General features: G+C 62.6%; 27 protein-coding genes. 10 read left to right on the top strand and 17 right to left on the bottom strand.

The features are described 5' to 3' along the window. The first annotated feature begins 7 nt into the window (after nt 1-7). The 4 genes from VRS74_RS09490 to VRS74_RS09505 all read left to right on the top strand — a co-directional run bounded on the left by VRS74_RS09490 (nt 8) and on the right by VRS74_RS09505 (nt 3,625). A complete protein-coding gene (locus VRS74_RS09490) occupies nt 8-952 on the top strand; it encodes an ABC transporter ATP-binding protein (protein WP_354145012.1) in 945 nt (314 codons plus the stop codon). Continuing rightward, a complete protein-coding gene (locus VRS74_RS09495) occupies nt 949-1,713 on the top strand; it encodes an ABC transporter permease (RefSeq protein ID WP_354145013.1) in 765 nt (254 codons plus the stop codon). The genes VRS74_RS09490 and VRS74_RS09495 overlap by 4 nt, the downstream gene beginning before the upstream one ends. Before the next feature lie 21 nt (nt 1,714-1,734). Continuing rightward, nucleotides 1,735-2,868: a tRNA guanosine(34) transglycosylase Tgt gene (tgt, locus tag VRS74_RS09500; RefSeq protein WP_354145014.1), complete on the top strand. Its 1,134-nt coding sequence runs from the start codon at nt 1,735-1,737 to the stop codon at nt 2,866-2,868. 328 nt (nt 2,869-3,196) lie between these two features. Beyond that, nucleotides 3,197-3,625 carry a hypothetical protein gene (locus VRS74_RS09505; protein WP_354145015.1) on the top strand — a complete coding sequence of 143 codons (429 nt, stop codon included), beginning with the start codon at nt 3,197-3,199 and terminating at the stop codon, nt 3,623-3,625. A gap of 122 nt (nt 3,626-3,747) precedes the next feature. On the opposite strand, the gene rpsD is transcribed toward VRS74_RS09505, so the two are convergent. Then, on the bottom strand, nt 3,748-4,362 hold the full coding sequence (gene rpsD / locus VRS74_RS09510) for a 30S ribosomal protein S4 (RefSeq protein WP_354145016.1): 615 nt from the start codon (nt 4,360-4,362) through the stop codon (nt 3,748-3,750). A gap of 207 nt (nt 4,363-4,569) precedes the next feature. Here rpsD and VRS74_RS09515 point away from each other — a divergent pair, with 207 nt between their 5' ends. Then, nucleotides 4,570-4,887 (top strand): chorismate mutase, encoded by a 318-nt coding sequence (locus VRS74_RS09515; protein ID WP_354145017.1) that lies wholly within the window; start codon nt 4,570-4,572, stop codon nt 4,885-4,887. A gap of 36 nt (nt 4,888-4,923) precedes the next feature. On the opposite strand, the gene VRS74_RS09520 is transcribed toward VRS74_RS09515, so the two are convergent. From VRS74_RS09520 to VRS74_RS09560, 9 genes are all read right to left on the bottom strand, one after another. Beyond that, complete coding sequence (locus VRS74_RS09520; protein ID WP_354145018.1) at nt 4,924-5,181, bottom strand: hypothetical protein; 258 nt, start codon at nt 5,179-5,181, stop codon at nt 4,924-4,926. Nucleotides 5,182-5,330: 149 nt separating this feature from the next. Continuing rightward, nucleotides 5,331-6,056, bottom strand: a complete 726-nt coding sequence (locus VRS74_RS09525; RefSeq protein ID WP_354145019.1) for an RNA methyltransferase — start codon at nt 6,054-6,056, stop codon at nt 5,331-5,333. Beyond that, nucleotides 6,043-6,513, bottom strand: a complete 471-nt coding sequence (gene nrdR / locus VRS74_RS09530; protein WP_354145020.1) for a transcriptional regulator NrdR — start codon at nt 6,511-6,513, stop codon at nt 6,043-6,045. Before nrdR ends, VRS74_RS09525 begins: the two co-directional genes overlap by 14 nt. Before the next feature lie 8 nt (nt 6,514-6,521). Continuing rightward, nucleotides 6,522-6,740: a hypothetical protein gene (locus VRS74_RS09535; RefSeq protein ID WP_354145021.1), complete on the bottom strand. Its 219-nt coding sequence runs from the start codon at nt 6,738-6,740 to the stop codon at nt 6,522-6,524. Nucleotides 6,741-6,743: 3 nt separating this feature from the next. Next, nucleotides 6,744-8,054 (bottom strand): serine hydroxymethyltransferase, encoded by a 1,311-nt coding sequence (glyA, locus tag VRS74_RS09540; RefSeq protein WP_354145022.1) that lies wholly within the window; start codon nt 8,052-8,054, stop codon nt 6,744-6,746. Further along, nucleotides 8,051-8,515, bottom strand: a complete 465-nt coding sequence (gene rpiB / locus VRS74_RS09545) for a ribose 5-phosphate isomerase B (RefSeq protein ID WP_354145023.1) — start codon at nt 8,513-8,515, stop codon at nt 8,051-8,053. Before rpiB ends, glyA begins: the two co-directional genes overlap by 4 nt. 74 nt (nt 8,516-8,589) lie before the next feature. Next, a complete protein-coding gene (gene rpoD / locus VRS74_RS09550; protein WP_354145024.1) occupies nt 8,590-10,656 on the bottom strand; it encodes an RNA polymerase sigma factor RpoD in 2,067 nt (688 codons plus the stop codon). A gap of 9 nt (nt 10,657-10,665) precedes the next feature. Then, nucleotides 10,666-12,543, bottom strand: a complete 1,878-nt coding sequence (dnaG, locus tag VRS74_RS09555; protein ID WP_354145025.1) for a DNA primase — start codon at nt 12,541-12,543, stop codon at nt 10,666-10,668. 12 nt (nt 12,544-12,555) lie between these two features. Next, the gene (locus tag VRS74_RS09560; RefSeq protein WP_354145026.1) at nt 12,556-13,008 is read right to left on the bottom strand and encodes a GatB/YqeY domain-containing protein; all 453 of its coding nucleotides are present in this window, start codon (nt 13,006-13,008) and stop codon (nt 12,556-12,558) included. 159 nt (nt 13,009-13,167) lie between these two features. On the opposite strand from VRS74_RS09560, the gene carA reads away from it, so the two are divergent. The 4 genes from carA to greA all read left to right on the top strand — a co-directional run bounded on the left by carA (nt 13,168) and on the right by greA (nt 18,691). Next, complete coding sequence (carA, locus tag VRS74_RS09565) at nt 13,168-14,349, top strand: glutamine-hydrolyzing carbamoyl-phosphate synthase small subunit (RefSeq protein ID WP_354145027.1); 1,182 nt, start codon at nt 13,168-13,170, stop codon at nt 14,347-14,349. Next, nucleotides 14,346-14,783: a hypothetical protein gene (locus VRS74_RS09570; protein ID WP_354145028.1), complete on the top strand. Its 438-nt coding sequence runs from the start codon at nt 14,346-14,348 to the stop codon at nt 14,781-14,783. Before carA ends, VRS74_RS09570 begins: the two co-directional genes overlap by 4 nt. Beyond that, entirely contained in the window at nt 14,783-18,106 is a 3,324-nt protein-coding gene (carB, locus tag VRS74_RS09575; protein WP_354145029.1) for a carbamoyl-phosphate synthase large subunit, read from the top strand. Before VRS74_RS09570 ends, carB begins: the two co-directional genes overlap by 1 nt. Before the next feature lie 108 nt (nt 18,107-18,214). After that, nucleotides 18,215-18,691, top strand: coding sequence for a transcription elongation factor GreA (gene greA / locus VRS74_RS09580; RefSeq protein ID WP_354145030.1), 477 nt, complete (start codon nt 18,215-18,217; stop codon nt 18,689-18,691). A 24-nt stretch (nt 18,692-18,715) separates the two neighbouring features. Here the strand turns inward: greA and VRS74_RS09585 are convergent, their stop codons facing one another. From VRS74_RS09585 to VRS74_RS09605, 5 genes are all read right to left on the bottom strand, one after another. After that, nucleotides 18,716-18,946, bottom strand: coding sequence for a DUF4170 domain-containing protein (locus VRS74_RS09585; RefSeq protein WP_354145031.1), 231 nt, complete (start codon nt 18,944-18,946; stop codon nt 18,716-18,718). Between the two features lie 89 nt (nt 18,947-19,035). Continuing rightward, nucleotides 19,036-19,404 carry a hypothetical protein gene (locus VRS74_RS09590; protein ID WP_354145032.1) on the bottom strand — a complete coding sequence of 123 codons (369 nt, stop codon included), beginning with the start codon at nt 19,402-19,404 and terminating at the stop codon, nt 19,036-19,038. A 1-nt stretch (nt 19,405) separates the two neighbouring features. Then, nucleotides 19,406-19,741 carry a hypothetical protein gene (locus tag VRS74_RS09595; protein WP_354145033.1) on the bottom strand — a complete coding sequence of 112 codons (336 nt, stop codon included), beginning with the start codon at nt 19,739-19,741 and terminating at the stop codon, nt 19,406-19,408. Then, the gene (locus VRS74_RS09600; protein WP_354145034.1) at nt 19,738-20,178 is read right to left on the bottom strand and encodes a phage holin family protein; all 441 of its coding nucleotides are present in this window, start codon (nt 20,176-20,178) and stop codon (nt 19,738-19,740) included. The genes VRS74_RS09595 and VRS74_RS09600 overlap by 4 nt, the downstream gene beginning before the upstream one ends. Nucleotides 20,179-20,201: 23 nt before the next feature. Continuing rightward, nucleotides 20,202-20,768: a hypothetical protein gene (locus tag VRS74_RS09605; protein WP_354145035.1), complete on the bottom strand. Its 567-nt coding sequence runs from the start codon at nt 20,766-20,768 to the stop codon at nt 20,202-20,204. A 171-nt stretch (nt 20,769-20,939) separates the two neighbouring features. Here VRS74_RS09605 and eno point away from each other — a divergent pair, with 171 nt between their 5' ends. Beyond that, entirely contained in the window at nt 20,940-22,223 is a 1,284-nt protein-coding gene (gene eno / locus VRS74_RS09610) for a phosphopyruvate hydratase (protein WP_354145036.1), read from the top strand. A 45-nt stretch (nt 22,224-22,268) separates the two neighbouring features. Here the strand turns inward: eno and VRS74_RS09615 are convergent, their stop codons facing one another. Next, a complete protein-coding gene (locus tag VRS74_RS09615) occupies nt 22,269-23,198 on the bottom strand; it encodes an aldo/keto reductase (protein WP_354145037.1) in 930 nt (309 codons plus the stop codon). After that, the gene (gene ribH, locus VRS74_RS09620) at nt 23,195-23,614 is read right to left on the bottom strand and encodes a 6,7-dimethyl-8-ribityllumazine synthase (protein ID WP_354145038.1); all 420 of its coding nucleotides are present in this window, start codon (nt 23,612-23,614) and stop codon (nt 23,195-23,197) included. Before ribH ends, VRS74_RS09615 begins: the two co-directional genes overlap by 4 nt. Nucleotides 23,615-23,616: the final 2 nt, after the last annotated feature.

Consider the following 23,616-nt stretch of genomic DNA (forward strand, 5'->3'; position numbering starts at 1 on the left):
AGTTGCAATGAGCGAACCCATTCTTGAGTTGCGCGGCCTGTCCAAGATTTATCCCGGTGGCCTGAAAGCACTCGATCACGTCGATATTCAGATCCGCAAAGGCGAAATCTTCGCGCTGCTTGGCCCCAATGGTGCGGGCAAGACCACGCTGATCGGCGCTGTGTGCGGGCTGGTGCGACCCACCAGCGGCACGATCCATGCGTTCGGGCAGGACATAACATCGCATTGGCGCGATGCGCGTCGCCGGATCGGCCTGGTGCCCCAGGAACTCAGCACTGACATGTTCGAGCCGGTGATCCGCGCGGTAAGCTATTCGCGGGGGTTGTTTGGCCTTGCGCCCGACAAGGGGCGGATCGAGGAAATCCTCCGTTCGCTCAGCTTGTGGGAGAAGCGCAACGATCGCATCATGACGCTGTCGGGCGGGATGAAGCGCCGCGTGCTGATCGCCAAAGCGCTGGCACACGAGCCTGACCTGCTGTTCCTCGACGAACCCACAGCCGGGGTCGATGTCGAGCTCCGCAAGGGCATGTGGGCGATCATCGACCAGATGCGCGCGCGCGGCGTCACCATCATCCTCACCACCCACTATATCGAAGAGGCCGAGGAGATGGCCGACCGGGTGGGCATCATCAACAAGGGGCGGATCATCACCGTTGACGACAAGGCGGCCATGATGGCCAAGCTCGGCCGAACCGAAGCGCATATCGCGCTGGCTGCGCCGATGAGCGAGATACCGCCCGCCATCGCCGGTTTCCCGGTCGAACTGGAGAACGGCGGTACGTCGCTGCGCTATCGCGGGGGCGATGGCACCGGCAAGGGCAAGGCCGAAGTCGCCGAGTTGACCAAGGCGCTGACCCGCGCCGGGATCGACTATACCGGGATCGACACGCGGGAGAGCAGCCTTGAGGAGATCTTCGTCTCGCTGCTCGATCACGAGGAGGCCGCAGCATGATTGCGTGGCGTTCCACCTGGTCGATCTACAAGCGCGAACTGGTCCGCTTCCTGCGCACCGCGTTTCAGTCGGTGCTGGCGCCTGTGCTCACGACCTCGCTCTATTTCATCGTGTTCGGCGCGGCGATCGGCGGGCGCATGCCTGACCTTGGCGGGGTCGGCTATGGCGCCTTCATCATTCCCGGCCTGCTGATGCTTACGCTGCTGGGTGAGACGACCAGCAATTCGAGCTTCGGCATCTACATGCCGCGCTTCACGGGGACGATCTACGAGCTTCTCAGCGCGCCGGTGGGGGTGGCGGAAACGCTGATCGGCTTCGTCGGGGCAGCGGCCACCAAGAGCCTGATCCTTGCCGCGATCATCCTCGTCACCGCGCGGCTGTTCGTCGACTACTCGATCGCGCATCCTCTGCTGGCGGTGGTCTATATCATGCTGGTTGCTGCCGCCTTCAGCCTGTTCGGCTTCATCCTTGGCATATGGGCCGACAATTTCGAGAAACTGGGCATCATCCCGATGCTGTTCCTTACGCCGCTGACCTTCCTTGGCGGCACATTCTACTCGATCGACATGCTGCCCGAGCCGTGGGACAAGATCGCGCTGTTCAACCCGATCGTCTATCTCGTCAGCGGGCTGCGTTGGACCTTCTATGGCAGTGCCGATGTCAATTTCGGGCTTTCGCTCGGCATCACGCTCGGCTTCCTGGCGGTATGCGTGGCAATCATCGCCTTCATCTTCAAGACGGGCTGGCGCCTGAGAGCCTGAACGGCTAGGCGCGCGGGCGCTATGGCAGACCGCTTTTCCTTCTCGATCCACGCCACCGACGGCAAGGCCCGCACCGGCGCGATCCGCATGTTGCGCGGGGAAATCCGCACGCCCGCCTTCATGCCCGTCGGCACCGCCGCCACGGTGAAGGCGATGAAGCCCGAAAGCGTGCGCGCGACCGGCGCGGACATCATCCTGGGCAACACCTATCATTTGATGCTCCGGCCCGGGGCGGAACGGGTCGCCCGCTTGGGCGGCCTGCACCAGTTCATGAACTGGCCGCGCCCGATCCTGACGGACAGCGGCGGCTACCAGGTGATGAGCCTTTCCGAACTGCGCAAGCTCACCGAGGAGGGCGTCGAATTCCGCAGCCACCTCGACGGCTCGAAGCATATGCTGACGCCCGAACGCTCGATGGAAATCCAGCGCCTGCTCGGCAGCGACATCGTCATGGCATTCGACGAATGCCCGCGGGCAGACCAGCCGCGCGATGTGATTGCCCGTTCGATGGAGATGTCGATGCGCTGGGCAAAGCGCAGCCGCGACGGTTTCGACAGCGGCGGCGAACATGCGGGGCGAGCGGCGCTGTTCGGCATCCAGCAGGGCGCGCTCGATGAGGATCTTCGCAAGGTCAGCGCCGAGAAGCTGATCGAGATCGGTTTCGATGGCTATGCCGTGGGCGGGCTGGCGGTGGGCGAGGGGCAGGAGGCGATGTTCGCCACGCTCGATTTCGCGCCCGGCCAATTGCCGCAGGGCAAGCCGCGCTATCTGATGGGCGTGGGCAAGCCCGACGATCTCGTCGGCGCGGTCGAGCGCGGGATCGACATGTTCGATTGCGTGCTGCCGACACGCTCGGGCCGGAACGGGCAGGCCTTCACCTGGAACGGACCGCTCAATTTGCGCAATGCGCGCCATGCCGAGGATAGCGGCCCGCTGGATGAGCGCTGCACCTGCGCCACCTGCGGCAGCTATTCGCGCGCCTATCTCCATCACTTGCACAAGTCGGGCGAGATATTGGGCGCCATGCTGGTGACCGAGCACAATCTCGGCTTCTATCAGCAGTTGATGGCGGCAATGCGCGATGCGATCGGGGAAGGGCGTTTCGCGGCATTCGCGAGTGACTTCCGGCGGGATTATCTTTCTGCGCCAAGCTAGCGGAGAATCCCGGCTAGCAATTCAAGACTCGTCATTCCCGCGCACGGCTTTTCTCACCGATGCGACACATGCGACACTGTCTAAGAAGAAAACTCCCGGCTCGTCATTGTGAGCGTGCCGAAGCAATCCATGCAAACGCGGGCCAAGGTGGATTGCCACGTCGGCTGCGCCCCCTCGCAATGACGACACGAGGGATGGAGCGTTGGGATGATACGACGATCGCAAAGAGCGGAGCGCGCTTTTGCCAGATCGCGACCATGTAGGAAAATCGGGAATGTCCACTAACGACCCAATTGCGGACATTTGGTCTCCCTGCCACATAAATCTTATGGACAAACGAGAAGCGAAGTTTCGGACTGGGATAGTATCCGCTTTTGCGTTCTTTTGGGTTGCAGCAACAGTGGGCTTCTATTTTCTACCGGCATCCCCCCACGGACGAATGAGCAAAGTCCTCCGGACTGACGAAGGGTTCACGATCATTGGCGGGGTGGTCTTCTCGATCTTTTGTGTGTTCAGCCTAATCGCATTGTTCTCAGCCATTCGCGCTTGCCTTGGTTGGCCTGCTATCAGCTACAATGGCAAGGTTTTGAAAGAGTATGTCGTTCCACTTAGGCGCATACCAATCTCAGATGTCGAGCGCATCGAGGTCCGTTCTAAGGATGCTTTGCTCCACCTGAAAAGCGGCGGCAAACGGACCGTGAATGCACGTCTAGTCCAAAACCACGAAGCATTCTTCAATCGCGTTATTCTCGATTGAACCCTGTCGGGACGGGCAAGTCCGCAAACCACCCATAATCGGACACAGCCCCAAACAACCGGTGCCAAACAAAAAGGGCGGCCCTTTCGGACCGCCCTTTTGCGTGACGATATTGTCAGGACTTAGCGCGAGTAGAACTCAACAACCAGGTTCGGTTCCATGGTGACCGGGTAGGGCACTTCGTCGAGCTTCGGCACGCGGGTGAAGGTCACCTTCGCATTGCCGTCAGCCGAAACGTAGTCGGGAATGTCGCGCTCGGGCAGGCCCTGCGCTTCGATCACCAGCGCCATTTCCTGCGCCTTCTTGCCCAAGGTGATCACGTCGCCAACGACGACGCGACGGCTGGCGATGTTGCACTTCACGCCGTTCACATAGACGTGGCCGTGGCTCACGATCTGGCGGGCTGCGAAAATGGTCGGTGCGAACTTGGCGCGATAGACAACCATGTCGAGGCGCTGTTCGAGCAGGCCGATCAGGTTCTGGCCGGTGTCGCCCTTCATGCGCGCCGCTTCCTGGTAGGTGCGCTTGAACTGCTTTTCGGTCACGTCGCCGTAATAGCCCTTGAGCTTCTGCTTCGCGCGCAGCTGCAGGCCGAAGTCGCTCATCTTGCCCTTGCGGCGCTGGCCGTGCTGGCCCGGGCCGTAGGAACGCTTGTTGACCGGCGAATTCGGACGACCCCAGATGTTTTCGCCCATCCGGCGGTCGAGTTTGTACTTGGCGCTCTTGCGCTTCGACATAAGTCGTATCCTTCAATTTGCTGGATCACCCCAATGGTGACCGTTCAACCCGGCATCGCACCGCCGGACCTGTTGTCCGACGCGGCCACCGCTTCACCGGGATACGGGGCCAATTCGCGAAGGCGCGCGCATAGCAGGATTGTATGGTGCGTCAAGCATTCACACCCCCTCTCGACAAACGCCCGGCAAGCCGCCACAGGGCGCGGCATGACCAAGACCATGACTTTGCCCGAAGATTGCACAACCATGCTGGATGTGCGCGCGGGTGTCGATGCCACCGACAGGGAACTGATGGAGCTGCTCGACCGGCGCTTTGGCTATATGCGCGCGGCTGCGCGGATCAAGCAGGACCGGGACAGCGTGCGCGACGAAGCGCGCAAGGCGGCTGTCATCGCCAACGCCCGTGCGGACGCGGAGGCGCGCGGCCTTCCCGCAGGCAGGCTCGCTGAGATGTGGGACCTGCTGGTCGAAACCTCGATCGCTTACGAATTCGAGGAGTGGGACCGGCTACGCGATCGGGCGTAGCCGATTCCTCGACCAAGACCGGCTTGTCGCCGGCGTTCAGGATGCGAAGCGGTCGCTATCTCGCGCTTCGCGCGCGCTTTGCTCCCATTCTGCCTTTGTCTTGCAGATTTTCTTGCTGCCGAGCCGCGAGCCGGTTCGGCCCTCTTCGCGCTTGCAGATCTTCTTTTCCTCTTTGGCCTGTGGCGATGCGGACTGTTCAGCAGTTTCGGTCTCGGGCGTGCCCGCAGCATGGACGGGAAGGGCCAGCGCGAACGCAACCGGGCAAAGGGCGGCGAGAAGAACGGGGGATTTCATGGAAAACAGCTACGGAATGCAAAATGCACCGCACACGCAGGCTGCATAATGCGATGAAGGTCGAAAGTCGTATTCAAAGATATTCTAGTGCATCTGCAGATAGTTCTGGTGACCGGAAGGCGATTGCACGCCAGCAGGTCCGGCCAGGCTCAGCCCTTGCGTGGCGGACGTTCGAGCGACGAGAGGACGCCGCGCAGCGTGCGGACTTCGAGATGGTTCCAGCCCGGCTTGGTCAGCACGCCACGCAGCGTCTTGCGGGTCGCTTCGGCCCGGGCTTCGGGGAAGAAATAGCCCTTGGGCTCAAGCATGCTCTCTAGGTGGGCGATCAGGCCTTCCAACTCCTCCTGCGGTGCAGGGGGCAGGAGCTCTTCCTGCGTCGGTTGGACGACCGGCGCCTGCTTCGACCACTCATAGGCGCACAGGATCACTGCCTGCGCGAGGTTGAGCGAGCCGAATTCGGGGTTGATCGGAACGGTCAGGATCGTGCGGGCGAGCGCGACGTCCTCGGTTTCGAGGCCGGAACGCTCGGGCCCGAACAGGATCGCGCTCTTGCCGGCCGCCGCATGGATTTCGCGCCCGGCCTCATCGGGCCCGACCACGGGCTTTGTCACGCCGCGTTTGCGGACGGTGGTGGCATAGACATGCGCGCAATCCGCCACAGCCTCTGCGACCGTGTCGAAAACCCGGGCCTGTTCAAGCACGGCATCTGCGCCCGCCGCCGCCGGACCTGCCGATGGATTGGGCCAGCCGTCTCGAGGTGCGACCAGCCGCATTTCGGTGAGCCCGAAATTGAGCATCGCGCGTGCAGCCTTGCCGATGTTTTCGCCCAGTTGCGGCCGCACCAGCACGATCGCCGGTTGTTCAGCTTGCCCCATCTTGCGCCGCTTCCTGCACGGTGCTGGCGAATTCCTCGAAGTCCTTGGCTTCGCTGAAATCGCGATAGACCGAAGCGAAGCGGATATAGGCCACGCTGTCGATCTGGCGCAGGCCGTTCATCACCATCTCGCCGATCCGCGATGAGGGCACTTCGGCATCGCCTGCGGTTTCGACCTGGCGCTGGATGCCGGAGACGAGCTGGTCGATCCGTTCCTGGTCAACCCCGCGCTTGCGGCATGCCAGCGAGACCGATTGCTCGAGCTTGCCGCGGTCGAACGCCTCGCGCCGGTCGCCGCTTTTCACGACGGTGACTTCGCGCAATTGCACGCGTTCGAATGTGGTGAAGCGGGCGCCGCAGCTAGAGCATTGGCGCCTTCTCCGGATCGAGGTGTTGTCCTCGGTCGGGCGGCTGTCCTTTACCTGGCTATCGTCATGGGCGCAAAAAGGGCAGCGCATTCAGTCTCTTACTTCTTCAACCTGCTATAGAGTGCGATGCCGGCGCCAGCCGCAAGGCCAAGCGGCCAGCTGATCACGGGCAGGATTGCGCCCGCCACCGCTCCGATCGCGGCCCCGGTCAACACCGGCTTGGTCGAGGGGTGCTTGACTCCCTGCTTGGCCATGCCCACGATTTCTTCCTTGGTGTCATTGACCCAATCGCGGCCTTCGGGTGCATTATCGCTCATGGTTTATCTCCCGGGATAGACAGGAAAGGCCTCGCACAGTTCGGCCACCCGGCCGCGCACTCTTTCCTCTACCTGAGCATCGCCTTCCGGGCCGTTCTTGGCAAGCCCGTCTACCACTTCAGCGATCAGCTTGCCGACCTTGCGGAATTCGGTGGGGCCGAAGCCGCGCGTCGTTCCCGCCGGAGTTCCGAGGCGGATACCGCTCGTAACGAACGGGCTGCGCGTGTCATAGGGAATGCCGTTCTTGTTGCAGGTGAGCCAGGCGCGATCGAGGCCCTTCTCGGCGTCCTTGCCGGTCACATCCTTTGCAGTGAGGTCAACCAGCATGGAATGATTGTCGGTCCCGCCCGACACGATGCGCAGGCCGTTCTCTTCAAGGCTGGCTGCGAGCGCGCGTGCATTCTCGACCACAGCATGTGCATAGGCCTTGAACTCGGGGCGCAGCGCCTCGAGGAAAGCGACTGCCTTGGCCGCCACGACATGCATCAGCGGTCCGCCCTGCAGGCCGGGGAACACCGCCATGTTGAACGGCTTGGTCAACGCCTCGTCATTCCACAGGATGACGCCTGAGCGCGGGCCACGCAGGCTCTTGTGCGTGGTGGTGGTGACGACATGGGCATGCGGGAAGGGCGAGGGGTGCGCGCCGCCTGCGACCAGACCCGAGATATGGCTCATGTCGACCATCAGGTATGCGCCGACTTCGTCCGCTACCTTGCGGAAGCCTTCCCAGTCCCACAAGCGCGAATAGGCGGTGCCGCCGGCGATGATGAGCTTGGGCTTGTGCTCCTTCGCGATCGCCATGACGTCGTCCATGTCGATCCGCTCGTCATCCTTGCGCACGCCATAGGCGACAGGATTGAACCACTTGCCGCTCATGTTGACCGGCGAGCCATGAGTCAGGTGCCCACCCGAATTGAGGTCGAGCCCCATGAAGGTGTCGCCGGGATTGAGCAGTGCAAGGAACACGGCCTGGTTCATCTGCGAGCCGCTGTTGGGCTGCACATTGGCAAATTCGCAGCCGAACAGCTGCTTCGCGCGTTCGATCGCCAGCGTTTCGACCACATCAGCATAGTCGCAGCCGCCGTAATAGCGCTTGCCAGGGTATCCCTCGGCATATTTGTTGGTGAAGACGCTACCGGTCGCTTCGAGCACCGCGGTGGAGGCGATGTTCTCGCTCGCGATCAACTCGATCTTGTTCTGCTGGCGCTTGAGTTCATTCGCGATTGCCGCGGCCACTTGCGGGTCGGCCTGGGCAAGCGTGTCATGCCAGAAGTGGTGCATGATATCGGTATTGGCTGAAGGCGCTGTGCTCATTGGAGAGGCTCTATCGTATCGGTGTCGGAGGGCGGGTTCGAAAGCTTGTCGACGCGGCGCTGGTGGCGGCCACCGGCGAATTCGGTCTCAAGGAATGTCTCTACACAGGCCTTGGCCATTTCAATGCCGACCAGCCGCGCGCCGAGCGCGATGCAATTGGCATTGTTGTGTTCGCGTGCGAGCGCGGCCGAAAGCGGCTCTGAAACCAGCGCGCAGCGGACGTGCGGGTGGCGGTTTACGCTGATCGAAATGCCGATGCCCGATCCGCACAGCGCAATGCCGTATTCCGCGGTGCCCTCTGCAACTACCCCGGCCAGCTTGTAGCCATAGTCGGGATAATCGACGCTGTCGGTCGAGTAGGGCCCGAGGTCGGCGACCTCATGGCCGAGCTCCATCAGCCATTCGGCAAGCTCGGATTTGAGTTCGATGGCGGCGTGGTCAGAGGCGATGGCGATGCGCATGGGAAGGCCCATAGAGAAAGGGCCCGCCGATTGCCAGCGAGCCTTTCCCGGAATCACCAATAGAGTGACAAGAATTACTGATCCAGGAACGAGCGCATCTTGCGGCTGCGGCTCGGGTGCTTGAGCTTGCGCAGCGCCTTGGCTTCGATCTGGCGGATACGTTCGCGCGTAACCGAGAACTGCTGGCCCACTTCCTCAAGCGTGTGATCGGTGTTCATGCCGATGCCGAAGCGCATGCGCAGCACGCGTTCCTCACGCGGTGTAAGCGAGGCGAGCACGCGGGTGACGGTTTCCTTGAGGTTCGCCTGGATCGCGGCATCGACCGGGATCACGGCGTTCTTGTCCTCGATGAAATCGCCCAGGTGCGAATCTTCCTCGTCGCCGATCGGCGTTTCGAGGCTGATCGGTTCCTTGGCGATCTTCATCACCTTGCGCACCTTTTCGAGCGGCATCGAAAGGCGCTGCGCCATTTCCTCGGGCGTAGGCTCGCGGCCTTCCTCGTGTAGAAATTGGCGCGAGGTGCGCACCAGCTTGTTGATCGTTTCGATCATATGCACCGGGATACGGATGGTGCGGGCCTGGTCGGCGATCGAGCGGGTGATCGCCTGCCTGATCCACCATGTGGCATAGGTGCTGAACTTGTAGCCGCGGCGGTATTCGAATTTGTCGACCGCCTTCATCAGGCCGATGTTGCCTTCCTGGATCAGGTCGAGGAACTGCAGCCCGCGGTTGGTGTATTTCTTGGCGATGGAAATCACGAGGCGCAGGTTCGCTTCGACCATTTCCTTCTTGGCGATGCGCGCTTCACGCTCGCCCTTCTGCACCATGTTGACGATGCGGCGCAGCTCGGGGAGCGACATGCCGGTCTGGCTGGCGATGTCGGCGATTTCCGCACGGATACGCTCGATCGCGTCACCTTCCTTCTCTGCGAAGGCGGCCCACTTCTTGTCCTTCCTGGCGTTCTCGTTGAGCCAGGTGTCGTCCAGCTCATTGCCGACATAGGCATTGAGGAAGTCGATCCGCTTCACCTTGTGCCGTTCGGCAAGGCGCAGCATCTGGCCGCCAAGCGCGGTCAGGCGACGGTTGAAGGCATAGAGATTGTCGACCAGGAATTCGATCTTGGTCGCGTGGAACTGCACACTTTCGACCTCGGCGGTGAGGTCTTCGCGCAGCTTTTCGTACTTGTTTTCCTTGGCCTTCGGGAATTCCTGCCCGGCAGCGAGCGTTTCGACGCGTTCCGCCTGGAGCTTTTCGAAGGTCTTGAACAGCGAAGTGATGCGCGCGAAGCGCTCCAGCGCTTCAGGCTTCAGCGCAGCTTCCATCTGCGCCAGCGACATGGTGTTGTCGTCTTCGTCCTCTTCCTCGCGGCGGCGCGAAGAACCTTCCTCGCCGTCTTCGTCCTCGTCGCTCTCGTCTTCCTCTTCCTCGACTTCATCGTCGTCGCGGATCGTGGGGCCGGCGGTCTCTTCCGAGATTTCGCCGTCGTCATCGTCGTCCTCGTCGGCCTCCATCTTGTCGGCCGGCGGCTCCTTCGAGAGCATGGCGTCGAGATCGAGGATCTCGCGCAGCTGCATCTCTTCATTGTTGAGCGCTTCGGACCACTGGATGATGGCGTGGAAGGTGATCGGGCTTTCGCACAGGCCCATGATCATCATGTCGCGCCCGGCTTCGATCCGCTTGGCGATGGCGATTTCGCCTTCGCGGCTGAGCAGTTCGACCGCGCCCATTTCGCGCAGGTACATGCGCACCGGGTCATCGGTGCGGTCGCCGGTCGCGGTTTTCTTGGCGGCGGCGCTGCCGGTCTTGCGGACGTCCTTCTTGGCGTCCTCATCCTCGTCGTCGTCGCTATCGTCGCTTTCGACTTCATCGACCTCGGATTCGCCGTCGGAATCGCCTTCGGCCTCGGCATCCTCGTCGCTCTCGACGATCTGCACGCCCATTTCGCTCAGCGCGGTCTGGATGTCTTCGATCTGGTCGGGGCTCATCTCGCCCGACGGAAGCGCCTCGTTCAGCTCGTCATAGGTGACGTAGCCGCGCTTGCGGGCCTTGCTGATGAGTTTCTTGATCGAAGCTTCGTTGAGGTCGATCAGAGGCGCATCATCGTCTTTGCTGCTTGCCCCGCCTTTAATCTTTGACGCCATAGGTCCGTATCAGTCCGTTTCCAGGTCGGAGACCGGCTCGTCAGCCAGCCCGCGAGTAATTTCCGTGTCTGCCGCGATCGCGGCCTTCTTTCGCCCAAAGTGCTTAAGGCGTTCGTCTAATGCGGCGAGCCGTTCGCGCAACCGGGTTTGTTCGGTGAAGGCCTCTTCGGGATCCTCCGCAAACCGGCCCCTTGTTGCTTCAAGCGCAGCAATAAGGGCCGGCCTTTCGACCAGCAACGCAACGGCTTCGGCCAGTTCCTCGCACGCATCTACCGGGTTTATGCCTTCTCTTAGGAAGGCGTATCGAGTTTGATCCGGTGGGGCGGGAAGGCCACGTTCGCCTGATATGGCCATGTCGGCGCGCGAATCAAGCGTTTCCGACAGCTCAAGCAAGGTTTCGACAGTCTCGGCCATTTTCAGGTCGAGCCGGGCGAGCCTGCCTAGTGCTTCGGTATGACGCTCGATCTCTGCCGGGAAGCGCAGCAAGCCATGGATCACGGCGCGGGTGAAATCGTCGCGGGCGCCGCCGCTCATCACCCGCTTCAGTCGCGATGCTGCGTCGGGCGTGAGTGGTTGCGGGGCGGGGCGCCCGAAGGGAGCGGGCTTCCATTCGCGCGGCGGACGCTGGGGGAAGGCGAAGGCGGAGAAGCGGTCGAGCAGTTCGCGGCGATATAGCGCGCGGATATCGGGATGCTGGATCGCGTCGGCATGCGCCAGCAGCCGCGCCTTGAGCCCCGCTTTGTCTTCCGGCGTGCGGAGCTCCTGCGCGTCGCGCTCGAAACTCCACAGCGTTTCGAGCAGGCTCGCGGGCTGGGCCAGCAACTGTTCCAGCGCAGCCTTCCCGCGCTGCTTGATCAAGTCGTCCGGATCGAGCCCGGCAGGCAGGCGCACAATGCCCAGGCTCTTGCCCGGCTGGAGCATTGGCAGCGCCCGGCCGATCGCGCGCATTGCCGCGCGCTGGCCCGCCGCATCGCCGTCAAAGCACAGCACCAGCACATCCACCATGCGCCACAGCATCGTGAGCTGTGTTTCGGTCAGCGCAGTGCCGAGCGGGGCAACGGCATCGGCAATCCCCGCGTTCGCCAGCGCGATCACGTCCATATAGCCTTCGACCACGACCATGCGCCCGCTCTGGCGCGAGGCCGGGCCGGCGCGGTGGAGGTTATAGAGCGTACGCCCCTTGTCGAACAAAGGCGTGTCGGGCGAGTTGAGATATTTCGCCGCGCCTTCCTTGGCCTGGAGGATACGACCGCCGAATGCGATCACTCTTCCACGCGCATCCTGGATCGGCAGCATCAGCCGGTCGCGGAAGCGGTCATAGGGCGTCTTGTCATCGACCGAGATCAGCAGTCCGGCTTCGACCAGCATGTTCTCTTCGAATTGCGAGAGCGCAGGTTTGATCGCGACCTTGCTGTCGGGCGCATAGCCGAAGCCGAATTCGCGCATCACGGCAGACGAAAAGCCACGAGACTTGAGGTAATTGCGCGCCGCCGCGCCTTCGGCTGCAAACAGGTTCTCGACGAACCATGCCTGTGCGGCTTCGGTCACATCGACAAGGCTGGCGCGCTTTTCCGCCTGCTTCGCTGCAACAGGATCGGGGCGGGGCACTTCCATCCCCGCCTGCTGCGCCAGCTCTTTCACGGCGTCCATGAACTGCAGGCCGCGCTGGTCGGTCATCCAGCGGATCACGTCGCCATGCGCACCGCAACCGAAGCAGTGGTAGAAGCCCTTCTCGTCATTGACGGTGAAGCTGGGCGACTTCTCGTTATGGAACGGGCAGCAGGCCTTCCACTCGCGCCCCGCGCGCTGCAGCTTGGTCGTGCGCATGATGACGCTCGAAAGCGTCACCCGTGCACGCAATTCGTCTAGCCACTGCGGGGAAAGCATTGGCGGACAGTATTAGGAAAGCGCCGCTTTCACCAGCCCGCTCGCCTTGCTCATGTCGAGCTGTGCACCATGGCGTGCCTTGAGCTCGGCAATCACGCGGCCCATGTCCTTGATCGAGCTTGCGCCAAGCTCCGCCTTGATGGCCTCGATCGCGGCGGAAGTTTCGGCTTCGCCCAGCATGGCGGGCAGGAATTCCTCGATCACGGCGAGTTCGGCGCGCTCCTGCGCGGCCAGTTCCTCGCGGCCGCCCTGGACATAGAGGTCGATCGATTCGCGGCGCTGCTTGGCCATCTTCTGCAGCACTTCCACCACCAGATCGTCGTCGGCGATCTCCTTGGTGGAGGTGCGCATTTCGATGTCGCGGTCCTTGATCTTCGCCCCGATCAGGCGGAGCGCGGCGGTGCGGTCCTTCTCGCCTGCCTTCATGGCGGCGATGGTGGCGGCTTTGATGTCGTCGCGGAGCATGGAATCGGTCCCTTTTGTCTGGTCTTGGGCGGGCAGATAGTGATTGTGCCCCGAATAGTCGATATTTCTCCCCCATGCGGTTGACGCGCCCGCAGCTGGCGTCTAGCGGCTGGGACTTAGCGACATCGCCGGAAAACCCCTGACTCGGAGAGCCCAAAAATGGCTTCTGCTGCCTCTCGTCCTGCGCAACCTAAAGGTGCGACGGGAGTCCTTATATTGGCCGATGGCACGGTGATCTGGGGCATGGGCTTCGGCGCAACCGGTTCCGCGGTGGGCGAAGTATGCTTCAACACTGCGATGACCGGATACCAGGAAGTGATGACCGACCCGAGCTATGCCGGGCAGATCGTCACCTTCACATTCCCGCATATCGGCAATGTCGGCGCCAACCCCGATGATATTGAAAGCCGCGTGGAAGGCGCAGTCGGTTGCGTCGTGCGCGAAGACGTGACCCCCGCGAGCAATTTCCGCAGCCTGCAGCCCTTCACCGAATGGATGGAAGCCAACGGCAAGATCGGCCTTTCGGGCGTCGATACGCGCGCGCTCACCCGGCGGATCCGCATGGCGGGCGCGCCCAATGCGGTGATCGCGCATGAGCCGAGCGGCAAGTTCGACATTCCCGCGCTGCTCAAGCGGGCGCAGGAATGGCCGGGCCTCGAAGGGATGGATTTGGCGCAGATCGTCACGCGCCACGGGCAGGAAGAATGGCACGGCAGCTATTGGCGGCTCGGCCATGGCTATGGCGAGGCAGGCGACGATGCCCGCCCGCATGTCGTAGCGATCGACTATGGCGCGAAGGACAATATCTTCCGTAATCTTGTGCGCGCCGGTGCGAAAGTGACGGTGGTTCCGGCCAAGACTTCGCTCGATGAAATCCTCGCGCTCAAGCCCGACGGAGTGTTCCTCAGCAACGGGCCGGGCGATCCGGCGGCAACCGGCGAATATGCCGTGCCGGTGATCAAGGGGCTGCTCGATCGCGATATCCCGCTGTTCGGCATATGCCTCGGCCACCAAATGCTGGCGCTGGCGGCGGGCGCGAAGACGGTGAAGATGCACCAGGGCCACCGCGGCGCTAACCACCCGGTCCAGCGTGTGGGTGAGGGCTGGGGCGACACCTCCGGCCTGGTCGAGATCACCAGCATGAACCACGGCTTCGCGGTCGATGTCGATACGCTGCCGCCCAATGTCGAGCAGACCCACGTGTCGTTGTTCGACGGTTCGAACTGCGGCATCAGCATCAAGGGCAAGCAGGCGTTCGGCGTGCAGTATCACCCCGAGGCAAGTCCGGGTCCGCAGGACAGTTTCTACCTGTTCGAGAAATTCGTGGGGATGTTGGGGTGAGATACCTGCCGCCCCTTATCATAGGATTTCTTGCGCTCGGAGGCTGTAGTGAGCCAGAAAAGCCGTCTCTTAACTGCACGGTGCAGCACCTTGGCCCGCGCACCAGTCCCGCAGTTGCGGCAAAGCAGGTAGAGCGTCGTATCGAAGCGACACTTTCCGAGCCAGCCAACAATCTTTGGAAGTTCTCGGGGACCATCACATCGGCGATGAATGACGAGGAAGTTACCCCAATTTCGGGGCACTACTACCGTTACCCGAATGGCAACTTTGATCTCGTTGCCTCGACCGACGCAGAACGGATTACTGTGATGCCGAGCAACGCGCTTCTTCGTTCGCACGAATTGCAGGGTGTCGTAATGCGAGGTGGTGAAACTGTCTCTACAGGCCTGCCAATCACCGCATCTTGTCAAGTTTCGATTCCAGAAGGCGACTAATGCCCAAACGCACTGACATCTCCTCGATCCTCGTAATCGGCGCCGGCCCGATCATCATCGGCCAGGCCTGCGAGTTCGACTATTCCGGCACGCAAGCGATCAAGGCGCTCAAGGAAGAGGGCTATCGCGTCGTGCTGGTCAATTCGAACCCGGCCACGATCATGACCGATCCCGAGTTCGCCGACGCGACCTATATCGAGCCGATCACGCCCGAGATCGTCGAGAAGATCATCGCCAAGGAACGCCCCGATGCGCTGCTGCCCACCATGGGCGGGCAGACCGCGCTAAATTGCGCGCTGGCGCTCTACAACAATGGCACGCTCGACAAATATGGCGTGACCATGATCGGTGCCAATGCCGATGCGATAGACAAGGCGGAGAACCGCCAGCGCTTCCGCGAGGCGATGGACAAGATCGGGCTCGAAAGCGCGCGCAGCGGCATCGCCAACACGGTGGAAGAGGCCTTTGCCGTGCTCGAACACACCGGCCTGCCGTCGATTATCCGCCCCAGCTTCACGCTGGGTGGCACCGGCGGCGGCATCGCCTACAACAAGGCGGAATTCGAGCGGATCGTGCGCGAAGGGCTCGATGCGTCGCCCACCACCGAAGTGCTGATCGAGGAATCGCTGCTCGGCTGGAAAGAATATGAGATGGAGGTCGTGCGCGACCGCCATGACAATTGCATCATCATCTGCTCGATCGAAAACGTCGATCCGATGGGCGTGCACACGGGGGATTCGATCACTGTCGCCCCCGCGCTGACGCTGACCGACAAGGAATACCAGATCATGCGCACAGCCTCGATCGAGGTGCTGCGCGAGATCGGCGTCGAAACCGGCGGTTCGAACGTGCAATTCGCGGTGAATCCGGCCGACGGCCGCCTGATCGTGATCGAGATGAACCCGCGCGTGTCGCGCAGTTCTGCGCTGGCATCGAAGGCGACCGGTTTCCCGATCGCGCGCGTCGCCGCCAAGCTGGCGGTGGGCTATACGCTCGATGAGATCACCAACGAGATCACCGGCGCCACGCCCGCCAGTTTCGAGCCGACCATCGACTATGTCGTGACCAAGATTCCCCGCTTCGCTTTCGAGAAGTTCAAGGGTGCGAAGATCGAACTCGCCACCGCGATGAAGTCGGTCGGCGAAGTCATGGCGATCGGCCGCAACTTCCAGGAAAGCGTGCAGAAGGCCCTGCGCGGGCTCGAAACCGGGCTCGACGGGTTCAATCGCGTGCCTTCGCTTGAGGGCGTCTCGCGCGAAGTGATCACCGCCGCGCTGTCAAAGCGTGCGCCCGACCGGCTGCTTTATGTCGGGCAGGCGTTCCGCGCCGGGATGAGTGTGGAGGAAATCCATGCTGTCACTTCCTACGATCCCTGGTTCCTGCGCCAGATCGAGGAAATCATTGCCGCCGAAAAGCAGATCGGCGTCGAAGGCCTGCCGCGCGATGCGGCGGGTCTGCGCAAGCTCAAGGCGATGGGCTTTTCGGACAAGCGGCTCGCTACGCTGGCGGTGCGCTCAGTCGGCGTTGCGGGCGGGCTGGGCGAAACCCAGGCCAAGCGTTCGGGCCTGCTGCACGATGCCTTGCAGGCGATGGCCGGCGCCACCAGCGAAGACGAGGTCCGCCAGCTGCGCAACAAGCTGGGCGTGCATCCGGTGTTCAAGCGGATCGACAGCTGCGCTGCCGAGTTCGAAGCGATCACGCCCTATATGTATTCGACCTACGAAGCCCCGAGCTTCGGCGAGCCCGAATGCGAGGCAGACCCGTCGGATCGCAAGAAGATCGTAATCCTCGGCGGCGGCCCCAACCGAATCGGGCAGGGTATCGAGTTCGACTATTGCTGCGTCCACGCCTGTTTCGCGCTCGCTGAAGCCGGGTTCGAGACGATCATGGTCAACTGCAACCCGGAAACGGTTTCGACCGATTACGACACGTCGGACCGGCTCTATTTCGAGCCGCTGACCGCTGAAGACGTGCTCGAAATCCTGCGGGTCGAGCAGTCCAAGGGCAAGCTGGTGGGCGTGATCGTGCAGTTCGGCGGGCAGACTCCGCTCAAGCTGGCGCAGGCGCTGGAGGATGCGGGCATCCCGATCCTGGGCACTTCGCCCGATGCGATCGACCTTGCGGAAGACCGCGAGCGTTTCGCCAAGCTGGTCCACAAGCTGAAGCTCAAGCAGCCCGACAACGGCATCGCCTACAGCCGCGACGAAGCGGCGGCGGTCGCTTCGCGCATCGGCTATCCGGTGTTGCTGCGCCCCAGCTATGTGCTGGGCGGGCGGGCGATGGAAATCGTCGATTCCGAAGCGCAGCTCGATGATTACATCAAGACCGCCGTGAATGTTTCGGGCGATAGCCCGGTGCTGGTCGACCAGTATCTGCGCGACGCGATCGAATGCGACGTCGATGCGCTGTGCGACGGCAAGGAAGTGCGCATTGCGGGCGTGATGCAGCACATCGAGGAAGCCGGCGTGCATTCGGGCGACAGCGCCTGCACCCTGCCGCCCTATTCGCTGCCCGCCTCGATCGTCGAGGAAATGGAACGGCAGGCAGAGGCATTGGCAAGGGCGCTCAAGGTCGTCGGCCTGATGAACGTCCAGTTCGCGGTGAAGGATGGCGAGGTTTACCTGATCGAGGTGAACCCGCGTGCCAGCCGCACCGTGCCCTTCGTCGCCAAGGCGATCGGCCAGCCGGTCGCCAAGATCGCCGCGCGCGTGATGGCGGGCGAGAAACTGGCTGACTTCGAGCCGTTCAAGCGCGACCTGCCCTATATGGCGGTGAAGGAAGCGGTATTCCCCTTCTCGCGTTTTCCCGGCAGCGATCCGGCGCTCAGCCCCGAAATGAAGTCGACCGGCGAAGTGATGGGGATCGACCGCAGCTTCGAAGCTGCTTTCCTGAAGTCGCAGCTTGCGGCGGGCATGGTGCTGCCGACCTCCGGCACTTTGTTCGTCTCGGTGAAGGATACCGACAAGCCCTTTATCGTCCCGGCGGTTAAGGCGCTGATCGAGCAGGGCTTCGATGTGATCGCCACTGGCGGCACGCAGAGCTATCTTGAGGAGCAGGGACTGCCCGTCGAGCGCGTGAACAAGGTGGCCGAAGGGCAGCCGCATATCGTCGACCGGATCATCGATGGCGACGTGGCGCTGATCTTCAACACGACCGAAGGCTGGCAGAGCCTGCTCGACTCCAAATCGATCCGCGCATCGGCGCTGGAAGCGAAGGTTCCCTACTACACTACCGCCGCTTCTTCACTTGCTGCAGCGAACGCAATTCGTGCAGTAAATGCAAGCCAGCTTGAAGTCCGCTCGTTGCAAGACTATTATAGCTGACGATAGTTTGATCTCCCCCACATTTCGAGCTCGCCAGGTCGCCTTGGAAAATGCGGCCAGCTTCGAAATGACCCTGTTTTAGGGGAGGGAGCGGAAGGAAAGACTGGAATGGCTACGATGGAAAAGGTTCCGATGCTGGCAGAGGGCTATGAGCGGCTGACCGCCGATCTCAAAGTCCTGCGTGCGGAACGCCCCAAGATCGTTGACGCGATCGAGGAAGCGCGGGCGCACGGCGACCTGTCGGAAAACGCCGAATACCACGCGGCCAAGGAACGGCAGGGCCAGGTTGAAGCGCAGATCGCCGAGCTGGAAGACAAGGTCAGCCGCGCGCAGATCATCGATCCGGCGACGCTGTCGGGCGACAAGATCATCTTCGGCGCGACCGTGACCCTGCTCGACGAAGAGGACAAGCCGGTCCGCTACCAGATCGTCGGCCAGACCGAAGCGGACGCCAACAAGGGCCGCATTTCGTACAACTCGCCTATCGCCCGCGCGCTCATCGGCAAGCAGGTGGGCGACGAGGTCGAAGTTACCGTGCCTTCGGGCGACCGCTTCTACCTCGTCGAGAAGATCGAGTTCATCTGACGCACCGCGCTCGAAAGCCGGAGCTTACGCTTCCGGCTCGAGCAGGCGGTGGAGATGCACCACCACATATTTCATTTCGGCATCGTCGACTGTGCGCTGGGCATTCGAGCGCCAGGCGTCGACCGCATCGTCGTAATTGCTGAAAACACCGACGACATGGATGCTTTCCGGATCCTGGAATTCCAGGCTGCGGGGGTCTTTTACGCGGCCACCCATGACGAGGTGCAGCCGCTGCTTGGTTTCATGTTCAGCCATGATGGCTCTGTCTCCTTGGGGAATGGCGCGCGCCATAGACGAGCCAGCGCCTGTGGCAAGACCTGCGCAATGCAATTCAGCCCGGGAAATCAGTCGTCGTGGCTACTAGCCCGGTCGGAAAGGCGGGGCGAAGCGTCTTCGGCTTCTTGCTCCTCTTTCGCGCGCTGGACTGCGTTGTCGTACATCGTCAGGGCAAAGGCGATCGCGGCATCGGTCGCGATCCGCCCCAGCAGGCCGGAGGCAGTAGCCGCGGCACGGCCACCCCGCGAGAGCCTGCCTAGCACCAGGCCCAGCGCCGCTACACCGCCCAGCACGACCAGCGGATTGCGCTTGGCATAATCGACCAGCGTGCCGGCAGCGTCGCGGGCCTGATCGGCAACATGGTGCCCAGCCAGTCGCTCCTGTGCATTCTCGATGCGGGCGCGCAGCGCGCTACGCTTGTCTTCGGTGGTGGTCATGTCAGCCTCCATCCGCTTCGTCGTCTGGCTCTTCCTCCGCTTCATCCTCGTCCGATGAGCGGAACATTTCAAGCAGGGGTTCGCGGGCGAACCAAAGCGCGGTTGCACCAGCGACTGCGGCGGCGACTCCGGCGACGATCCCGCCCTTGCCGCGCAAGGCGTCGCTTGCCCGATCGGCTGCGTCGAGCGTTTCGTCGCCAACCTCTTCGGCCAATTGCTCGCCCATGCGCTGGCCTGAAAGCCCGTTGCGGACGCGATCGAACTGAGCAGTAATGATCGAACGCGCCGTGTCGCGCAGCGCCTTGTCTTCGAGCAACTGGCGGCGCAGGTCGATCATTTTCCGCCCTCGGCATTGTCATTGCCGAATGCGTCGCCGATTTCCTGTGTCGAATTGCGCATGCGCATCAGCATCAGGAAAGCGCCGAACAGCAGTAGGCCGACCACGATTGCGGTTGCGCCCAGGGCAGACACCAGCGGTGTGAGCGCAATCACGAGACCAACCACCAGCGCGATCAGCGCCAAATGGATGAAGGCGAGCGCGAACAGGCCCGAGACAACGGCGGATTTGCTGCGGTTGGCAGCAAAGGCGAGGCGGGTTTTCTGGAATGCGATCTCGGCTTCGACGAAGTTGCGCCCGTCCTGAACCAGCGCGGCAACATCGTCGACCAGCGAACCATCAGGCTGCGCCTGGCCATCCTCGTCGCCTCGCAGTGCGGCGTCGAGTTCGTCGTCCACATCGACCGGACGCGGATCCGCACGATCCTCGTCACGCATATCCAGCCCCCCTGCCTGTCGCTTCAGCCGCGGCCGCCGCGGAACAATCGCGCGACCAGGAAGCCCAGGATCGCCGCGATGCCGAGTGCAGTGCCTGGGCTCTTGCGCACCATTTCGCGCGCATCTTCGCCCAGTTCCTCGACACTCTTCGAATCGAGCTTGGCCGAAACTTCCTGCAGGCTGCGCGATGCCTTGCGGGCATAGTCGCCATATTGCTCGCCGACCTTCTCGTCGATCTGCGGAGCCGTGTCGGCCACGATCTTGCCGAGCGAAGCCAGCGCGTCGCTGGCGCGCGCCTTGCCTTCGACAGCGAGTTCGCCCGCCCGTGCCTTGGCTTCATTGCCATAGGTCCTGGCTTCGGCGACGAGATCGGTGCCCTTTTCACGGGCCTGATCGCGATAGACGCCTGCGCGTACGCCGGCTTCCGCCTTCAGCGCGGCAGCGCCGGCGCGCGCTTCTTCCAGCGCGGCGTTGAAACGCGACTTCGCTTCAGCCGTGTTGTCGGCGGGCGCGGCAGCCTTGGTGGCCTTCTTTACCGGTGCCTTCTTGGTGGTGGTCTTGCGGGTTTTTGTGCTTGTGCCCTCTGCCATGGGTCCGTCCTTTGCCTTCCAATGTCTTCACTTCCGGCGCGAATACGATTGCCGGAACGGTTTATATCGCAACGCCGCTTGCACCGCGATGTTCCGGCGCATAGAGCGCTGCCACACCCCGATATGGTGGTGTCTTAGCCAATTACAACAGTGCGAGCCAGGAGCCTGCCAATGACCGCGATTATCGACCTGCACGGCCGCGAAGTGCTTGATAGCCGAGGGAACCCGACTGTGGAAGTCGATGTGCTGCTGGAGGACGGAAGTTTCGGACGAGCTGCGGTTCCGTCCGGCGCTTCGACCGGCGCACACGAAGCCGTCGAGCTGCGCGATGGCGACATGGCGCGCTATAAGGGCAAAGGCGTGCTCAAGGCGGTCGACGCGGTGAACACTGAGATTGCCGACGCGATCCTGGGGCTCGACGCCGAAGACCAGCGCGATATCGACCTGACGATGATCGAGCTCGACGGCACGCCCAACAAGGCACGGCTTGGCGCCAACGCGATTCTCGGCATCAGCCTGGCGGTGGCGAAGGCTGCGGCCAATGCGCGCGGCCTGCCGCTCTATTCCTACCTCGGCGGGGTCGCGGCGCATGTCCTGCCGGTTCCGATGATGAACATCATCAATGGCGGCGAACATGCCGACAACCCGATCGACATCCAGGAATTCATGATCATGCCGGTGGGCGCGGAAACGCTGGCCGATGCAGTGCGCTGGGGCTCGGAGATATTCCACACGCTGAAGAAGGGCCTTGCCGACAATGGGCTGTCCACTTCTGTAGGCGACGAAGGCGGCTTCGCACCCAATCTCGCCAGTTCGCGCGCCGCGCTGGATTTCATCATGGCCTCGATCGAGCAGGCAGGCTTCAAGCCGGGTTCGGAGGTGGCGCTGGCGCTCGATTGCGCGGCGACGGAATTCTACGCCGACGGCCGCTATGACATGGCGGGCGAGGGCACCTCGCTGTCGAGCGAGGAAATGGCCGACTATCTCGCGGCGCTGTGCCGCGATTACCCGATCCGCTCGATCGAAGACGGCATGAGCGAGGACGACCTCGAAGGCTGGAAGATCCTGACCGACAAGATTGGTGGGACCATCCAGCTGGTGGGTGACGATCTGTTTGTGACCAATCCGGAACGTCTCGCCATGGGTATCGGCAAGGGGCTGGCCAATTCGCTGTTGGTGAAGGTCAACCAGATCGGTTCGCTCACTGAAACGCTGGCGGCGGTCGAGATGGCGCACCGTGCGGGCTACACTTCGGTGATGAGCCATCGCTCGGGCGAAACCGAGGATTCGACCATCGCCGACCTCGCGGTCGCGACCAATTGCGGGCAGATCAAGACCGGCTCGCTGGCGCGCTCGGATCGTCTTGCAAAGTACAACCAGCTGATCCGCATCGAGGAAGAGCTGGGCGCAAGCGCGATTTACGCGGGTGCGGCCTGTTTCGGTCGACTCGCCTGAGGCACCCTGTCGCAGTGCGTTGCGCCAGGGTGTTATCTGACGGGATCAGCCTGCCGAGGGCGTAAGCCGCGCGACCTGATCGTCGCTCAGCTGCAGCTGCGTGAATTCGAGCAGTTCGCGGAGCTGCTCCACCGTTCGGGCGCTGGCGATGGGGGCAGGGATGCCAGGCTGGCGAACCAGCCATGCAAGCGCGATGGCGGAGAGGCTGGCACCGGTCTCTGCAGCGACCTCGTCCATCGCCGCCAGGACCTGCGGGCCATTGCCCCCGGACAGTTCTTTTGCGCGGCCGCCGCGCATCGACTTCGCGAAATCCGCTTCGGTCCGGTACTTGCCGGTGAGGTAACCCGAGGCGAGGCCGAAGAAGGGCAGCATGGCGATCTCGCGTTCGGTGCATAGCTTCTGCAGGTCAGGGCCATAGGCCTTGCGCGCCACAAGGTTGTATTCGTTCTGCAGCGCGGTGAAGGGCTCGGCCCCGGTCGCGCTGGCGTGGTCGAGCGCAGCACCAAGCCGCGCTGCATCGAAGTTCGAAGCTCCGAGCGCCTTCACCTTGCCGCTGCGCACTGCGCCGTCGAATGCCTCGACGATCGCGCCGATTTCCAGTTCGGGATAGTCCTTGTGCGCGTAATAGAGATCGATGGTGTCGCTCTGCAGTCGCTCCAGCGAAACCTCGAGCGATTGCAGCACCCGCGCCGATTCATAGAGCTCCGCGCCGCCCAACATGCCGGTCTTGGTATGGATCCGCATGTCGGCGCGGACACCCCGGCTTGTGAGCCATTCGCCCAGCACCGTCTCCGACTCGCCACCCTTGTGGCCCGGGATCCAGGCCGAATAGACATCGGCAGTATCGATCATTCGCCCGCCAGCCTCGTAAAAGGCGTCGAGCACTGCAAATGCCTCGTCACCCTTGCTGGTCCATCCGAACACATTACCGCCGAGGACCAGCGGGATGCCTGCGATGAAATCGTGCCCGCTCATGCGAATTTCTCCTGCATCGCCAGCAGTGCCATCGCTGCTTGCGCTGCCCCGGCGCCCTTGTTGGCCTGCTTGGGATCGGCACGATAGATCGCCTGCGCTTCGTTTTCAGTCGTGAGGATGCCGTTACCGATGGCGATGCCGTCCATGGTGAGCGCCATGATCCCGCGCGCGCTTTCGCCGGCGACGATCTCGAAGTGATAGGTCTCGCCGCGGATGACCACGCCGATCGCCACAAAGCCATCGTAACGGTCGCTTTCCGCAGCCATGGCGATGGTGCCGGGCACTTCCAGCGCACCGGGAACGGTGACGACCTCGACCTCGTGCCCCTCGGCCTCAAGCGCGGCTCTGGCGCCCGCAATCAGCATATCGTTGAGGTGGTCATAGAAACGGGCTTCGACGATAAGAAAACGGGCCATCG

Origin of the sequence: Altererythrobacter litoralis (assembly GCF_036324225.1) — a bacterium.
Lineage (GTDB): Bacteria > Pseudomonadota > Alphaproteobacteria > Sphingomonadales > Sphingomonadaceae > Erythrobacter > Erythrobacter litoralis_A.

Coding starts and splice junctions, on each gene's coding strand:
- rpsD (WP_354145016.1), bottom strand. CDS start 4,362: ATGTCGAAGCGCAAGAGCGCCAAGTACAAACTCGACCGCCGGATGGGC.
- tgt (WP_354145014.1), top strand. CDS start 1,735: ATGGCAGACCGCTTTTCCTTCTCGATCCACGCCACCGACGGCAAGGCC.
- VRS74_RS09585 (WP_354145031.1), bottom strand. CDS start 18,946: ATGGCTGAACATGAAACCAAGCAGCGGCTGCACCTCGTCATGGGTGGC.
- rpiB (WP_354145023.1), bottom strand. CDS start 8,515: ATGCGCATCGCCATCGCCTCTGACCACGCCGCCATCGAACTCAAATCC.
- nrdR (WP_354145020.1), bottom strand. CDS start 6,513: ATGCGCTGCCCTTTTTGCGCCCATGACGATAGCCAGGTAAAGGACAGC.
- VRS74_RS09525 (WP_354145019.1), bottom strand. CDS start 6,056: ATGGGGCAAGCTGAACAACCGGCGATCGTGCTGGTGCGGCCGCAACTG.
- glyA (WP_354145022.1), bottom strand. CDS start 8,054: ATGAGCACAGCGCCTTCAGCCAATACCGATATCATGCACCACTTCTGG.
- VRS74_RS09515 (WP_354145017.1), top strand. CDS start 4,570: ATGACCAAGACCATGACTTTGCCCGAAGATTGCACAACCATGCTGGAT.
- dnaG (WP_354145025.1), bottom strand. CDS start 12,543: ATGCTTTCCCCGCAGTGGCTAGACGAATTGCGTGCACGGGTGACGCTT.
- VRS74_RS09605 (WP_354145035.1), bottom strand. CDS start 20,768: ATGGCAGAGGGCACAAGCACAAAAACCCGCAAGACCACCACCAAGAAG.
- VRS74_RS09495 (WP_354145013.1), top strand. CDS start 949: ATGATTGCGTGGCGTTCCACCTGGTCGATCTACAAGCGCGAACTGGTC.
- VRS74_RS09560 (WP_354145026.1), bottom strand. CDS start 13,008: ATGCTCCGCGACGACATCAAAGCCGCCACCATCGCCGCCATGAAGGCA.
- rpoD (WP_354145024.1), bottom strand. CDS start 10,656: ATGGCGTCAAAGATTAAAGGCGGGGCAAGCAGCAAAGACGATGATGCG.
- carA (WP_354145027.1), top strand. CDS start 13,168: ATGGCTTCTGCTGCCTCTCGTCCTGCGCAACCTAAAGGTGCGACGGGA.
- VRS74_RS09600 (WP_354145034.1), bottom strand. CDS start 20,178: ATGCGTGACGAGGATCGTGCGGATCCGCGTCCGGTCGATGTGGACGAC.
- VRS74_RS09595 (WP_354145033.1), bottom strand. CDS start 19,741: ATGATCGACCTGCGCCGCCAGTTGCTCGAAGACAAGGCGCTGCGCGAC.
- VRS74_RS09590 (WP_354145032.1), bottom strand. CDS start 19,404: ATGACCACCACCGAAGACAAGCGTAGCGCGCTGCGCGCCCGCATCGAG.
- VRS74_RS09490 (WP_354145012.1), top strand. CDS start 8: ATGAGCGAACCCATTCTTGAGTTGCGCGGCCTGTCCAAGATTTATCCC.
- VRS74_RS09520 (WP_354145018.1), bottom strand. CDS start 5,181: ATGAAATCCCCCGTTCTTCTCGCCGCCCTTTGCCCGGTTGCGTTCGCG.
- VRS74_RS09535 (WP_354145021.1), bottom strand. CDS start 6,740: ATGAGCGATAATGCACCCGAAGGCCGCGATTGGGTCAATGACACCAAG.
- carB (WP_354145029.1), top strand. CDS start 14,783: ATGCCCAAACGCACTGACATCTCCTCGATCCTCGTAATCGGCGCCGGC.
- greA (WP_354145030.1), top strand. CDS start 18,215: ATGGCTACGATGGAAAAGGTTCCGATGCTGGCAGAGGGCTATGAGCGG.
- VRS74_RS09505 (WP_354145015.1), top strand. CDS start 3,197: ATGGACAAACGAGAAGCGAAGTTTCGGACTGGGATAGTATCCGCTTTT.
- ribH (WP_354145038.1), bottom strand. CDS start 23,614: ATGGCCCGTTTTCTTATCGTCGAAGCCCGTTTCTATGACCACCTCAAC.
- eno (WP_354145036.1), top strand. CDS start 20,940: ATGACCGCGATTATCGACCTGCACGGCCGCGAAGTGCTTGATAGCCGA.
- VRS74_RS09615 (WP_354145037.1), bottom strand. CDS start 23,198: ATGAGCGGGCACGATTTCATCGCAGGCATCCCGCTGGTCCTCGGCGGT.